Here is a 13,851-nt window from a genome sequence, read left to right on the forward strand (position 1 = left end):
TGCACATAGGTATGATCGGTGGAATTGGTCCAGCTGCGACGGAATTTTATTATCGCAATCTTGTTAAAGCATATAAGGCTGCGAACAAGAAATTGGAGTTAACTATCGTTCACGCCGAAGCGAGTGATCTAATTAACAATATTACTTCAAATGCATCTGACGTTCAGGCCAGGCTATTTCTTAAAATGTCGCAAAGATTAGAGAAGGCGGGTGCTGACGTCGTAGTAATATCGTCAATAGCTGGTCATTTTTGTGTGTCGGAATTTGAGGCGTTATCTCCCATTCCTGTAATAAACATAATAGATGCTCTTGAATTTGAGTTTGCCAATAAAGGATTGAAGAAAGTTGGCTTGCTTGGCCATGGAGTTTCCATGAGATCAAAATTGTTTGGTGGAATTTCGTCTGCTGAAATTGTAGTGCCCCTGGGGGACGAGTTTGATTGCGTAAACGATGAATATATACAAATGGCTACCACAGGAAAGATAGGTCGCCGCCAGCGAGAAATATTTTTTTTGGCGGGTAAAAATATGTGTGAAAATCAAGGTGCTGAGATTATCGTTTTAGCCGGAACCGACCTGTGTCTTGCTTTCGATGGAGAAGAGTGTGGGTTTTCTGTCATGGACAGCGCTCTAGTTCATATTAATGCCATATCTAATATGAAAGCTAAACCTGACACTAACAAAGCAATGCACGCGACGAGTGTGTGATTGTGGCGTTAGATGCGACCGCAGGGCGCTCGCATCTAATGGGTGGCGATAACAGATTATCTTGTAAGCCGCCTGTGGCGTCAGAGGGAATGCAAAGAGTGACCTTTTAAATATAGTTAATTACATTAAAAAGGATTCTCCGAGTAATGCAAATTAAGTTTATTTAAAAATAAGATTACAAGCCAAATCAAGCAATTTTTTTCCATTAAAGGGTTGTGCACCACCAGAATTACAAAAACAAGGAGTTACTATTTATAGAGAGGTGATAGTAATTCCTTGGAGGGTTATCTACAAAGTGGGTGATGATACTGTTTATATAATGGCAATCTTGGATTCAAGACAAAATCTTGAAGATTTGCTCTTGCAAAAAATTCACGCTTATAAACTGTTTTAAATTTAATCAACCCAAGTTCTAGCATTTTCAAACATTCTCATCCACGGGCTGCGTTCAGTCCATTCTTTAGGTTGGTGTGAAAGCTGAATAGCTCTAAAAACACGCTCAGGATGCGGCATCATAATCGTTACTCGACCCGAGTCATTGGTAACACCAGCCACACTTCGTTCTGATCCATTTGGATTATGAGGATAGGCTTGAGTCACAGCGCCACTATGATCAACATATTGTAAGACGATGTTGTTTGCATCGCTACTATTAAATGATGCTCGTCCTTCGCCATGTGCAATTACAATTGGCATGGTTGACCCCGCCATATCTTTTAAGAATATAGAATTAGACTTGCCAATTTTAACACTCGAAAAGCGCGCTTCAAATTGCTCTGACAGATTGCGATTAAAACTTGGCCAGTTTTGTGATCCTGGAATAATTTGCGTGAGGTTTGAAAGCATTTGACAGCCATTGCAAACACCTAGGCTAAAACTATCGTCACGATTAAAAAAGGCTTCAAACTCATCTTTAGCGCGAGCATTGTAAAGGATTGAATTTGCCCAGCCCCTGCCTGCGCCTAATACATCACCATAAGAGAATCCACCACAAGCTACCAAGCCCTTAAATTCATCTAGGGAAATTCGCCCAGAAAGGATATCACTCATGTGTACGTCAATTGCGTCAAACTGCGCTCTATCAAATGCAGCGCCCATTTCCACTTGACCGTTAACGCCTTGCTCTCTAAGGATGGCGATTTTTGGCTTGACATTGGTTTTAATAAATGGCGTAACAATTGACCGATTAAGGTCAAAACTTAGGTCTGTTTTAATACCATTTGTTGGTTGACTAACGCCATCAAATTCTTGTTTAGCGCAATCAGGGTTATCTCGTAGTTTGGCTATCTCGTATGAAGTAGATGACCATAGAGAGTGTAATTCAGCACGAGGTGCGGTATAAATTTTTTGCCTATTTTCAATAATATTAATATTGTCAGAAGTATTGATCGTTGCAATTATTTGAGTGCATTGCGTCAAGCTAGCATTGGCTAATGCATCATTAACCGCTTGTTTGTTTTCTGATTTAACTTGAATGACACAGCCTAATTCTTCGTTAAATAAATTTTCAATGCTGACATCTGTTTGAATATCTAGTCCACAATGTGAGGCAAATGCCATTTCTAATAAAGTCGTGATAATGCCACCATCACTTCGATCATGGTAAGCGCTAATTAGACCATCTTTATTGAGCTGGTTAATCGTAGTGAAGAATGATTTGAACACAGTGCTATCATCAAGATTAGGCGAAATGTCGCCAACTTGATTGAAAACTTGAGCCAAACATGAGCCGCCCATTCTATTTTTACCAAAGCCTAAATCAATAAGTAGTAATTCAGATTTTCCTTCAGTGTCTAATAATGGGGTTTGCTGTAATCGAACATCTGGTGTTTTAGAAAAAGCAGTAATGATTAATGACAATGGCGAGGTGACAGATTTATCCTTGCCGTCTTCATTCCATGAGCTTTTCATACTCATCGAGTCTTTTCCAACTGGCACGGTTAGACCTAATTCTGGACACAGATCCATACCTACCGCTTTTACGGCAGCGAATAATTTTTCATCTTCACCCTTATGGCCACTGGCACTCATCCAATTGGCACTTAAGCTAATATCATGAATATCTGCAACGTAACCACCTAGCATATTGGTTAATGATTCACCAATGGTCATGCGTGCTGCAGCATTAGCATCGCATAATGCCAGTGGTGTGCGCTCGCCCAAAGACATAATCTCGCCTTTATAGCCGACGTAGTCAGAAATTGAAATAGCGCAATCAGCCACTGGCACTTGCCATGGGCCCACAAATTGATCACGTGCAACCATGCCCGTAACACTTCGATCACCAATGGTAATCAAGAAGTTTTTGCTAGCAACCGTTGGTAATTGCAAAATTCTACTAATAGCATCATTTAATTTAATGTCAGATGTGTCCAATGGATTTAGCTTAATTTTTTGAGTAATTGCATCAATGTTGGTTTTAGGTGGATTGCCCAATAATACTGACATTGGCATATCGATCGGTGTATCGGAAAATAACTCATCACTTAGCACCAACTCTTGCTCTTTGGTTGATTCGCCTAATACGGCAAATGGCGCACGTTCACGCTCACAAAGTTTGCTAAATAAATCTAGACTAGCAGGTGCGATAGCAAGAACATAGCGCTCTTGAGATTCATTACACCAGATCTCTAAAGGTGACATTTGATTGTCATCATTTGGAATATTACGCAGCTCAAAACGACCACCACGACCTGAGTCATTGACTAATTCTGGCAAGCCGTTAGATAAGCCACCAGCACCAATATCATGAATTGAAATAATCGGGTTGTCATTACCTAAGTTTGCACAACGATCAATCACTTCTTGAGCGCGTCTTTCCATTTCAGGATTGGCACGTTGAACAGAGGCAAAATCTAAATCTTCGCTTTGCTCACCACTCTTAATACTTGAGGCTGCACCACCACCTAAACCAATTAGCATAGCTGGACCGCCTAGAACGATAATCTTACTGCCAACTGGAATTTCACCTTTTTTAATATGCTGCTCTTGAATATGCCCCAAGCCACCTGCTAGCATAATTGGCTTGTGATAGCCGCGAACATCACCATCTGGTGTTGTTTGTTCATAGCTACGGAAGTAGCCCAATATATTTGGGCGGCCAAATTCATTGTTAAATGCAGCAGCACCGATAGGACCTTCAAGCATAATATCGAGCGCTGATACAATTTGCGAAGGCTTGCCATGCTCTACTTCCCAAGGTTGGGTTGCGCCATTAATTTTTAAATTAGAAACACTAAAACCACACAAGCCAACCTTGGGTTTTGAACCTTGACCGGTAGCACCTTCATCGCGTATTTCTCCACCAGATCCGGTTGCCGCACCAGGATGAGGTGCAATAGCGGTAGGATGGTTGTGAGTTTCAACTTTCATTAGAATGGCGCGATGCTCATTAGAACTTACATACTTACCATCTTTGTCGGCATAAAAACGTTCTCCATCATAGCCTGCCATGACTGCAGAGTTGTCTGAATAAACGCTTAGCAAGCCTTCTGGATGCTTATGGTAAGTGTTACGAATCATGGCAAATAAGCTTTTCGCTTGCTCAGTATTATCAATCGTCCAATCAGCGTTAAAAATCTTATGACGACAATGTTCAGAGTTTGCTTGTGCAAACATCATTAATTCAATATCTGTTGGGTTGCGCTCCAGTTTAATAAAGCTTTCAACTAGGTAATCAATCTCTCCAGAGGATAAAGCCAATCCAAGTTCTGTGTTTGTTTTCTCAAGCGCCTGTTTACCTTGGCTAAGGATATCAACACTAGAAAATGGCCTAGGCTCAAAATTATCAAATAGCGTGTGAGCATTGTCAATATTAGTTAACTCTGATTCAGTCATTTTATCCATGACACAAGTCAGGACTTGTTTATGGTTGGTTATTTTTGCATCAAAATGATAAATCATACCGCGCTCAATACGATCAATCTGTGTCATGTCACACAAATGCATAATGTCAGTAGCTCTTGATGACCAAGGTGAAATCGTGCCTAATCTTGGGGTGATAATAATGCTTGAGATAGTGTTGGTAATTTCAAGGGGCTGGTTATAAGATAATAATTGAGTTAACTGTTTAGATTTATCTTCATCAAGGTCTGACTTTAAATTTGCAAAATGAATAAACTCAGCGCCTAATAATGAAAGACCTGCTTGCGCCTGACTAAGTTTAGTTTGTAAAGCTTGCGTTTTAAATGCACCCAGTGCATTGATACCTTGATGAATGTGAATCATAATTGTGCCATTACCTCTTCAGAAATATCTGCATTATGATAAACCTCTTGAGTGTCGTCAAGATCTTCTAAACGCTCAATCAGTTTCATAAACTTTTCAGCATCTTGAAGGTTTAATTCAACACGAGTTGAAGGCTCCATTGTAACTTTTGCATGATCACTCTCTAAACCAGCGTCTGTTAATGCGTCTTTTACGGTGAAGAATTCTTCAGGTGAAGTGATAACATCAACTGAACCGTCGTTATTAGTAATAATATCTTCTGCGCCTGCATCAAGTGCGGCCTCCATAATTTGATCTTCATCACACCCTGATGCAAAGCTAATAAAGCCTTGCTTGGTGAATAGATAAGAAACTGAACCATCAGTGCCTAAATTACCACCATGTTTAGTAAAGGCATGACGTACATCGGCAACTGTTCTATTACGGTTGTCGGTTAGCGTATCAACCATAACAGCAGTACCAGCAAGGCCGTAGCCTTCATAGCGTACTTCATCATAGTTCTCACCATCTAAATCACCAGAGCCGCGCTTAACTGCACTCTCAATCGTGTCACGCTTCATGTTAGCCGCTAAGGCCTTATCAATAACCATTCTAAGGCTTGGATTATTTTCAATAATACCGCCACCCGCTTTTGCAGCAATGACAATCTCTTTGATTAGCTTGGTAAAAATCTTGCCACGTTTAGCATCTTGAGCGCCTTTACGATGTTGAATGTTATGCCATTTACTATGTCCTGCCATGGGTCTTTTCTCCGGTGAATATTGGGATTAAATTTTACCTTTTATGTAATAACTTTATGCAGTAAAGTCGAGTAATTTTTGAATTGAATTTTGCGCTTTTTGATTAACAGACGCATCAATTTTAATTTCATTCTTTCCTGTTGTAATAGTGCTTAAGCAATTTTCAAGTGTATTCATTGCCATCCATTCGCAATGAGCACAAGATTCGCAATCGGCACCCTGTCCTGCGGTTGGTGCTTCAATTAATGTTTTATTAGGCGCAACTTCACGCATTTTATGAAAAATTCCATTGTCTGTTGCAATGATAAAAGTTTGTTCTGGGCGGTCACGAACTGCGTTAATTAGTGCAGTGGTTGAGCCAATAACATCTGCTAAATCAACCACAGCTTGTGGTGATTCAGGATGAACCAATACAGCAGCCTCGGGGTGATGTATTTTTAAATTAGCTAAAGCATCTGCCTTAAAACGCTCGTGCACAACACAAGAGCCTTGCCAAAGTAACATATCAGCACCCGTTTCGTTTTTAACATAATTACCTAAATGTTTGTCTGGTGCCCATAGAATTTTCTTACCTTGATTCTTTAGGTGTTTAACTACTTTGAGTGCACTCCCTGAAGTTACTACCCAATCAGCACGAGCTTTAACTGCAGCACTGGTATTAGCATAAACAACAACAGTGCGATCAGCATGTTGATCGCAAAATTTTGAAAATTCATCAATCTGACAATCTTCATCTAAAGAGCAGGTGGCACCTTCATCAAGCACTAAAACAGTTTTTTCAGGAGAAAGGATTTTGGCCGTCTCCCCCATGAACTTTACCCCTGCAACAATGATAGTATCTGCCGCACAGTTTTGCCCAAAACGAGCCATTTCTAAAGAGTCAGAGACAACACCACCGCTTTCTTCAGCTAATACTTGTAGTTCTGCGCTGACATAATAATGAGCCACTAGCACAGCATTTTTAGCGGTTAGTTCTGCCTTGATTTGATCAGTAATACTACTCACAAAACTAGTCTTGTTTTGCTAGACTCACTTGTACGCTAAGCTCGCGAAGAACTTTTCTGGGTACACTAGACGGGGCGTTGGTTAATAAACAAGCAGCCGTTTGCGTTTTAGGGAAAGCGATAACATCACGAATTGAATCACAGCCCGTCATAATCATAACTAAGCGATCTAGGCCAAATGCCATGCCACCATGAGGAGGGCAGCCATATTCAAGCGCATCCAATAAGAAGCCAAATTTATCTTGCGCCTCTTCATCGGAAATGCCTAATAATTTTAAGACAGTTTGCTGCATTTCAACCTGATGAATTCGAATTGAACCGCCACCTACTTCTGAACCGTTAATAACTAAATCATAAGCTCTTGAAAGGGCAGTTTCTGCTGTATCTTCTAATGTTTTTGCATTAACATTAGGCGCTGTAAATGGATGATGAATGGCGCTTAATGAGCCGTCATCATTAGCTTCAAACATTGGGAAATCAATCACCCAGATGGCAGCCCATTTTTTATCGTATAAATCTAAATCTTTTGCTAGCTGTTCGCGTAAGTTACCCAGTGCTTCGTTAACAATTTTAGTTTTATCTGCACCAAAGAATATGATGTCGCCAGTTTCTGCGCCTGTCATCTCAATAATTTTTGCAGTAACCTCGTCACCCAAGAATTTTAAAATCGGTGAAGCTGGACCGTCTTCATTAAGCTTGATATAAGCCAGGCCTTTGGCACCATAGATGCTAACGTATTTTGTATATTTATCAATTTGTTTACGACTGATTGACGCACCACCTGGTACGCGAAGAGCAGCGACACGAGAGTCGTCACTATTAGCCGGACCAGAAAATACCTTAAAGTCAACACCTTGCATAAGCTCATCCATATCCACCATTTTCATTGGAATACGCATGTCAGGGCGATCAACACCATACAAATGCATTGCATCAGCGTAAGTAATTGTTGGGAAGTTGTCACCCAAGTTAACATCAATAATGCTTTTGAATAAGCCACGAATCATTTCTTCCATCATTACCATGATTTCATCTTCATTCATAAATGAAGTCTCTACATCAAGCTGGGTAAATTCTGGCTGGCGATCGGCGCGTAAATCTTCATCTCTAAAACATTTTACGATTTGATAATAACGTTCAAAACCTGACATCATTAGCAACTGTTTAAATAATTGAGGAGATTGAGGTAGGGCGAAAAAATCACCAGGATGAGTTCTTGATGGGATTAAATAATCACGCGCACCTTCAGGTGTGGCTTTAGTTAAAAAAGGTGTTTCAATGTCTAAAAAATCATTTGTTTCCATAAACTCACGCATAAAATGAGTTACTTTTGAGCGCAGGCGCATGCGTTTTTGCATGACGTCATTACGTAAATCTAGGTAGCGATATTTAAGGCGAACTTCTTCTGAAGTGTCAGTTGCATCAATTTGAAAAGGAACTGGCTTAGAAGTGTTGAGAATTTCAATATTACTGGCAACAATTTCAATCTCACCTGAGGTTAATTTTGGATTGGCTAAGCCGTCAGCTCTAGCGATTACTTGACCGGTAATCTTAAGCACAAATTCGTTACGAATGGTTTCAGCGATAGTAAAATCAGCATTGTCAGGGTTGATTACTACTTGAGCAATGCCACGTTTATCACGAATGTCTAAAAAAATAACACCGCCATGATCACGACGACGATTAACCCAGCCGCAAATTTCAACGGTTTGATCGATGTTTTCTTTGTTTAATTCGCCACAGTAATTCGTTCTCATATTTTTTCCTTTTTATTAATCTGTTCGATTATTTGCTTGGTTCTACTACACCAGTAGAAATAACCAGTTTGAATGCCTCGTCAACACTCATGTCTAGTTCAATCGTATCTTTTTTCGGCAACATGATAAAAAAACCAGAGGTTGGATTTGGTGTTGTTGGCACATAAATGTTAATAATTTCTTCGCCAATTTTTGTTGCAATTTCACCTTGGTAATTACCTGTTTGAAAAGCTATAGTCCACATTCCTTTTCTTGGATATTCGACCAATAGTGCTTTTTTAAAACTGTTTCCAGAAGGGCTAAGTACCGTATCAGAAAGCTGTTTTAGAGCTTTGTAAATACCGCGAAACCCTGGAATTTTATCTAGTAGATTTTCCCATATTTTAACTAATTTTCTGCCAATGAAATTATTAACCAAAAGACCAGTTACGACCAAAATAAGCAATACCCAAATAATGCCAGACCCTGGAATATTGCCTTCTAAATTAAATAAGGCTTCAGGCAGATATTTAGATGGCACAATGTCATTAACAAGCTCCAAGAAGAACTTGATAACAACGATGCTAAGGCCTAATGGAATCCAAAAAAGTAGGCCGGAAATGAAATAGTTTCTTAGGTTTTTCAACGCTTAGATTTTGGTAACAATAAAAAACCTTATTTTAGCACAAGGAGCTAGTAATTTAGATATCCTCTTCGTCTCTAAGAGTAAGGATTTCATAGCCTTCTTTAGTTACCAAAATAGTGTGTTCCCACTGCGCAGAAAGAGAGCGATCTTTGGTGGTCACTGTCCAGCCATCAACTTGTGATGTAGCTACCTCAAAACTACCGATATTAACCATAGGCTCAATTGTAAAGGTCATACCTTCTTCAAGAACGGGGCTAATATCAATATTGCCATCGTCATAATGTACAACTTGAGGCTCACTATGGAATTTCAGTCCAATGCCGTGGCCACAATAATCATGCACAATAGAATAGTTATTTGCTTGAGCATGTACACCGATTGCAAGTCCAATTTCGCCTAATTTGATACCAGGCTTAACTTTCTTAATACCGATGTATAAACACTCTTGTGCAATACGACAAATGCGTTGCGACTTAACACTAGCCTTGCCGATGACAAACATTTTGGAAGTATCCCCGTGGTAATCATCTTTAATCACAGTAATATCAATATTAACAATATCACCTTTTTTGAGTAACTTGTTAGAAGGGATGCCATGACAAACAACGTTGTTTACACTGGTGCAAATTGATTTTGGAAAACCATGATAATTGAGTGGTGCAGGAATGGCTTTTTGCACATCAATAATATAATCATGGCAAATTTTATCAAGTTCATCGGTGCTAATACCGGCTTTAACAAAAGGCGCAATCATGTCTAGAACATCTGCAGCTAAACGGCCAGCAATACGCATTTTGTTTATTTCATCTTCAGATTTAATATCAATCGCCATAGGAGTTAAGAGTTATTTTGAATACGTTTTATGCGTTCGTCAAGTGGTGGATGGGTGGCAAATAGTTCGCCACCAATGCCAAACATCATAGCATGAGCATATTCTTTAGAAGATGGGTTTTCCATCTTAGTAGATTTTTTGCCATTTTTTAACACTTCAAATGCCTGTACTAAGCCTTCTGGATAGCGAGTAAATTGAACGGCCGAAGCGTCTGCTAAGTATTCACGCTGCCTACTCATTGCTGCTTGCAAAATTCTACCCATCCATACTGTCAACATGCCAATAATAGCAATAATAATGGCCGCAGCAAACATAGCGAGTTTTGCACGAGCGTCCATTCTACGATTGTGAATGGCACTATAGAAGATAAATCTAGCCAAAAAGAAGAGAGCAGTAAAGCCGAAAACAAAAGCTGATATTTGAATGTTTAGCTTGATATCTTGATTAACAATATGGCCGATTTCATGAGCAATAACGCCTGACAATTCTGCACGATTAAAATTTTTAAGTGCACCATGAGTGATCGCAACAATAGCATTTTCTGCCTTTTTTCCAGCGGCAAATGCATTGATACCTTCTTCTGGTATTAGATAAAAACTTGGTGTTGGTATGCTAGCCGCTAGCGCTTGTTCTGTTACAATATTAAGCGCTTGTTTTGCACCCAACTCATCAGCATTGTCTTCAGTAACCAGTTCACCATTAAAAGCAAGAGCTACTTTATGACCATTGGATTTTTTAAAAAAACCAGCAGCAGTTGTAAGACCTTGTACGATAAATGCAATGGCGGAAAAACCAGCTAAAATTTCTAATTGCCCGTTTTTGCTATTGAAAATATAGATGTTGCTTGAGCTAAACTTATCCCAAAAGCTATATTGCTCGTAGCCAGGCTGATACAACTCAGCTAAATTTAGTCCAACAACAAAGGTCCAGCCAATTAAAAAAGAGGAGACAAGTAATAATAAAACATACAAAATCCAAATGATTCGACTGTTTTTCTTAGCGTTATCTTGATGCTCTCTAAAGTCCATGGTTGTTTAAAATATCGAGTTTTAATTAATCGAATAAATTTTTTGGCGCTTCGTTTAGTTGTTCAACACTTTCGCTAAATTCTAAGTTTTTAGCATCGTCACCAAATCCAAATATGCCAGCAAGAACAACCGTTGGAAAAGATTTTTTGTACTCGTTAAATTTTTGAACTAAGTCGTTATAACCTTGGCGTGCTGCTGCAATACGATTTTCTGTGGTTGTCATTTCTTCAGATAATTGCTTCATATTTTCGCTGGCTTTTAGATCTGGATAATCTTCCATTTTTAAATTAAAACCACCCATTGCACTATCAAGAGCAACTTGCGAGGTTGCTAAAGTAGCCATTGCACTTGCATCGCCTGGTTTTTTTTCTGCTGCCTGAGTTGCATTTAAAAGTCCTGATCGGGCTTGAGTTACTGCCATTAGTGTTTCTTTTTCATGCTCCATATATTTTTTAGCAACATCCACCAAGTTACCAATAAGATCCAAGCGACGTTTAAGTTGCACACTGATTTGCTCAAAGCCATTCTGATATTGAGTTTTGTAAGAAACAAGCTTGTTGTAAATGCCAACAATCCATATCACAACAACGGCAATAATTAAAATAGTTATCCAGTTTTGCATAATAAAATCCATAATTTATCCTTGTACTTTTGTATTAATTTAAAGAGTTAATTATAAACGACGATTGTAATTTTTTTTACAAATATAACACCTGGTGAATAGGTGTTTGTAACCCAAGTAAAGTCTATTGGGTTACAATAAATTTAATGATTGAAATTTTTATACTAACACTGGTACTGTTGTCGAGCTGTGAAGATCGTAAAAATACTTCTGTAATGACACCAACAGCACTTGAAAAACACAAGCATCAAAAATTAGATGAACCTTCTATTTGTGCTGAGCTTTCAGTGAGTGAATGTTTGAGAATTATTATTCCTGCTATTTGGGATGGGGAAATAGAGCGAGACTGTTCTTAGTTAAAGCGTTAACTGCATATCTCTAGATAGCTCTAAATCAATTAATTTATGCTCGATAGGGCACTTAAAAACAAGATTAATTGCTTGAAGTTGTAGATCTTCAAGGTGATTTTTTTCAGCCTTTCCATGGAGTCTATCTCCAATAATTGGAAAATTTATACTGCTTAAGTGCTTCCTAATTTGATGCTTTCGGCCAGTTTCGATATGCACTTTTAATAAGGATTTATTTGTGTTGAATTTTAATTTTGTAACATGAGTAAGTGCATGTTTGCCATCGATATCATCATTAAGACTAATATTTTTATGTGGGAAATTACCCTCAACAATGGCCAAGTACATTTTTTTAATATGGCGCTCAGTAAACAGTTTTGAGAATTTTTTAGCCATTAGCTTAGTGTGTGCAATAATCATCAGACCACTTGTGGCACGATCAAGTCGGTGAACTAAAAAAGTTGTTCGATCTAATGATTTCTCTACTAATCGGGTCAAGGTACAATGATCACCCCATTTTGAACCCTGAGAAAACACACCTGCAGGTTTAAACCAAATGCTATAGTCTTTTTTATCTAACAGTAGGGTGGGTTGAGCAGGAGAAGTATCGAGTATTTTTTCATTGAAATAAATAAAAACTTCATTGCCAATTTTTAACGGTTTTTTAACGCGCCTAATGCGATTAATTTTTTTACTAGTTTTTAGCCAAACACAACCTTTATCAAGCGCTATTTTAAGCACCTGCTTTGACAGGCTGGTTGATTCAGTCAGAGCATCAATTAGTAATTGATTGTCAGTTTTTATGGTAATTTTTCTTTCGATCACTTTATTGCTTATGGCGTTTGGTATAAATTAAAATCATACCTATGAATACAATTAATAGATTTATATTTAAAGATTTAGACATTCGTGGCCAGCACTTATCTCTAAGTGACACTTGGCAGGATATGATTCAAAATCGAAGGTATGCCCCGCAAGTTCGTCAACTGTTTGGTGAGCTATGTGCTTTGGGTGTTTTTCTGGCGAATGGCATGAAGCACAAAGGTAAAATTACTTTGCAAATCCAAGGCGATGGCATTGTTAATTTATTGCTAGTTGAAGTAACAAATAATCTAAAAATTCTCGGCATGGTTAGAGCTGAAGGCGCCTTTGAAGAGAGGGATTCGCTCGATAAAATTCTAGGCAAAGGGCAAATTGTTGTCACGCTATACAATGCACAAACTGATCGTAGCTTTCAATCATTAGTGCCTAGAAATTCAAAAGGGCTGATTGCCACGTTTGAAGATTACTTCTCTCAGTCTGAGCAGTTAGAATCTAAACTATGGATAACCTCAACTCAAGATAACCTATCAGCTATGTTGTTGCAAAAAATGCCAGAATCAGATCGGCATAATTCTGACGGCTGGAATAGAGTAGGCGCTTTAGCAGCGACTACTACCAATGAAGAGTTGAATAACCTTGATGCAGAGTCTCTTCTACATCGATTATTCCATGAGGAGACTTTAGAGCTATTCAAACCCGATTGGGTAAGTTATGAATGTGCACAAAATCGTGAAAGATTTGAAAGGATTATTTTTGATTTGGGCGAGCAAGATGCACGTGATTTATTAAAAGAGCAGGGTGAAATTTCGATTCATAATGAAATTTGTAACGAGCATTTATTTTTTAATGAAGATGACGTCAATCATATTTTTAAGGATTAATTATGGAAAATATTATTTGGACCAGGCCGAATTGCTCGTATTGCAATAGAGCAAAAATCATGCTTGATGAAGAAGGGGTTGAATATGAGGTTCGCCTAGTTGATGAAATTACATGGACAAATGATGGCATGCTTAACATGGCGCCCAATGAGCTAACTTACCCTCAAGTATTTTTAGGTAAAAAGCATGTTGGCGGTTGTGATGATCTTGAAGCATATTTAATGCTACGAGAAATGGGTATCGAAACTTAAAAAAAGTG

Annotated in this window: 14 protein-coding genes; 5 read left to right on the forward strand and 9 right to left on the reverse strand. The window is 38.6% G+C overall.

Annotated elements, in window-relative coordinates:
- Positions 1 to 707 (forward strand): aspartate/glutamate racemase family protein (locus BTHERMOSOX_RS06695; protein WP_212744630.1); only part of this gene is annotated, 707 nt, incomplete at its 5' end.
- Between the two features lie 169 nt (positions 708 to 876).
- Positions 877 to 1,101: a type II toxin-antitoxin system RelE/ParE family toxin gene (locus tag BTHERMOSOX_RS11940; RefSeq protein ID WP_283204844.1), complete on the forward strand. Its 225-nt coding sequence runs from the start codon at positions 877 to 879 to the stop codon at positions 1,099 to 1,101.
- Between the two features lie 2 nt (positions 1,102 to 1,103).
- Here the strand turns inward: BTHERMOSOX_RS11940 and purL are convergent, their stop codons facing one another.
- The 8 genes from purL to BTHERMOSOX_RS06740 are packed head-to-tail and all read right to left on the reverse strand — an operon-like array spanning position 1,104 to position 11,554.
- Entirely contained in the window at positions 1,104 to 4,931 is a 3,828-nt protein-coding gene (gene purL, locus BTHERMOSOX_RS06705) for a phosphoribosylformylglycinamidine synthase (protein WP_138120346.1), read from the reverse strand.
- Entirely contained in the window at positions 4,931 to 5,674 is a 744-nt protein-coding gene (locus BTHERMOSOX_RS06710; protein WP_138120335.1) for a YebC/PmpR family DNA-binding transcriptional regulator, read from the reverse strand. Before BTHERMOSOX_RS06710 ends, purL begins: the two co-directional genes overlap by 1 nt.
- Positions 5,675 to 5,728: 54 nt before the next feature.
- Positions 5,729 to 6,679 (reverse strand): quinolinate synthase NadA, encoded by a 951-nt coding sequence (gene nadA, locus BTHERMOSOX_RS06715; RefSeq protein WP_138120336.1) that lies wholly within the window; start codon positions 6,677 to 6,679, stop codon positions 5,729 to 5,731.
- A 4-nt stretch (positions 6,680 to 6,683) separates the two neighbouring features.
- Positions 6,684 to 8,435, reverse strand: coding sequence for an aspartate--tRNA ligase (aspS, locus tag BTHERMOSOX_RS06720; RefSeq protein WP_138120337.1), 1,752 nt, complete (start codon positions 8,433 to 8,435; stop codon positions 6,684 to 6,686).
- A 28-nt stretch (positions 8,436 to 8,463) separates the two neighbouring features.
- Entirely contained in the window at positions 8,464 to 9,060 is a 597-nt protein-coding gene (locus BTHERMOSOX_RS06725; RefSeq protein WP_138120338.1) for a DUF502 domain-containing protein, read from the reverse strand.
- A gap of 55 nt (positions 9,061 to 9,115) precedes the next feature.
- Positions 9,116 to 9,892, reverse strand: coding sequence for a type I methionyl aminopeptidase (gene map, locus BTHERMOSOX_RS06730; protein WP_138120339.1), 777 nt, complete (start codon positions 9,890 to 9,892; stop codon positions 9,116 to 9,118).
- Between the two features lie 5 nt (positions 9,893 to 9,897).
- Positions 9,898 to 10,920, reverse strand: coding sequence for a M48 family metalloprotease (locus BTHERMOSOX_RS06735; protein ID WP_138120340.1), 1,023 nt, complete (start codon positions 10,918 to 10,920; stop codon positions 9,898 to 9,900).
- Between the two features lie 25 nt (positions 10,921 to 10,945).
- Positions 10,946 to 11,554, reverse strand: coding sequence for a LemA family protein (locus BTHERMOSOX_RS06740; RefSeq protein ID WP_138120341.1), 609 nt, complete (start codon positions 11,552 to 11,554; stop codon positions 10,946 to 10,948).
- Positions 11,555 to 11,688: 134 nt separating this feature from the next.
- Here BTHERMOSOX_RS06740 and BTHERMOSOX_RS06745 point away from each other — a divergent pair, with 134 nt between their 5' ends.
- Positions 11,689 to 11,898 (forward strand): hypothetical protein, encoded by a 210-nt coding sequence (locus BTHERMOSOX_RS06745; RefSeq protein WP_138120342.1) that lies wholly within the window; start codon positions 11,689 to 11,691, stop codon positions 11,896 to 11,898.
- Here the strand turns inward: BTHERMOSOX_RS06745 and BTHERMOSOX_RS06750 are convergent, their stop codons facing one another.
- The gene (locus BTHERMOSOX_RS06750) at positions 11,899 to 12,714 is read right to left on the reverse strand and encodes an RluA family pseudouridine synthase (protein ID WP_249360631.1); all 816 of its coding nucleotides are present in this window, start codon (positions 12,712 to 12,714) and stop codon (positions 11,899 to 11,901) included.
- A gap of 41 nt (positions 12,715 to 12,755) precedes the next feature.
- Here BTHERMOSOX_RS06750 and hslO point away from each other — a divergent pair, with 41 nt between their 5' ends.
- Both hslO and BTHERMOSOX_RS06760 read left to right on the forward strand, forming a co-directional pair.
- Positions 12,756 to 13,592 (forward strand): Hsp33 family molecular chaperone HslO, encoded by an 837-nt coding sequence (gene hslO / locus BTHERMOSOX_RS06755; RefSeq protein WP_249360632.1) that lies wholly within the window; start codon positions 12,756 to 12,758, stop codon positions 13,590 to 13,592.
- Between the two features lie 2 nt (positions 13,593 to 13,594).
- Entirely contained in the window at positions 13,595 to 13,843 is a 249-nt protein-coding gene (locus BTHERMOSOX_RS06760; protein WP_138120345.1) for a glutaredoxin domain-containing protein, read from the forward strand.
- The last annotated feature ends 8 nt before the right edge of the window (positions 13,844 to 13,851 follow it).

The organism is Bathymodiolus heckerae thiotrophic gill symbiont (assembly GCF_900128515.1).
Taxonomy (GTDB): domain Bacteria; phylum Pseudomonadota; class Gammaproteobacteria; order PS1; family Pseudothioglobaceae; genus Thioglobus_A.

What these genes read in the sequence shown, in the direction of transcription:
- BTHERMOSOX_RS06710 (WP_138120335.1), bottom strand. Translation starts at nt 5,674, where the DNA reads ATGGCAGGACATAGTAAATGGCATAACATTCAACATCGTAAAGGCGCT.
- aspS (WP_138120337.1), bottom strand. Translation starts at nt 8,435, where the DNA reads ATGAGAACGAATTACTGTGGCGAATTAAACAAAGAAAACATCGATCAA.
- map (WP_138120339.1), bottom strand. Translation starts at nt 9,892, where the DNA reads ATGGCGATTGATATTAAATCTGAAGATGAAATAAACAAAATGCGTATT.
- BTHERMOSOX_RS06735 (WP_138120340.1), bottom strand. Translation starts at nt 10,920, where the DNA reads ATGGACTTTAGAGAGCATCAAGATAACGCTAAGAAAAACAGTCGAATC.
- BTHERMOSOX_RS06740 (WP_138120341.1), bottom strand. Translation starts at nt 11,554, where the DNA reads ATGGATTTTATTATGCAAAACTGGATAACTATTTTAATTATTGCCGTT.
- BTHERMOSOX_RS06745 (WP_138120342.1), top strand. Translation starts at nt 11,689, where the DNA reads ATGATTGAAATTTTTATACTAACACTGGTACTGTTGTCGAGCTGTGAA.
- hslO (WP_249360632.1), top strand. Translation starts at nt 12,756, where the DNA reads ATGAATACAATTAATAGATTTATATTTAAAGATTTAGACATTCGTGGC.
- BTHERMOSOX_RS06760 (WP_138120345.1), top strand. Translation starts at nt 13,595, where the DNA reads ATGGAAAATATTATTTGGACCAGGCCGAATTGCTCGTATTGCAATAGA.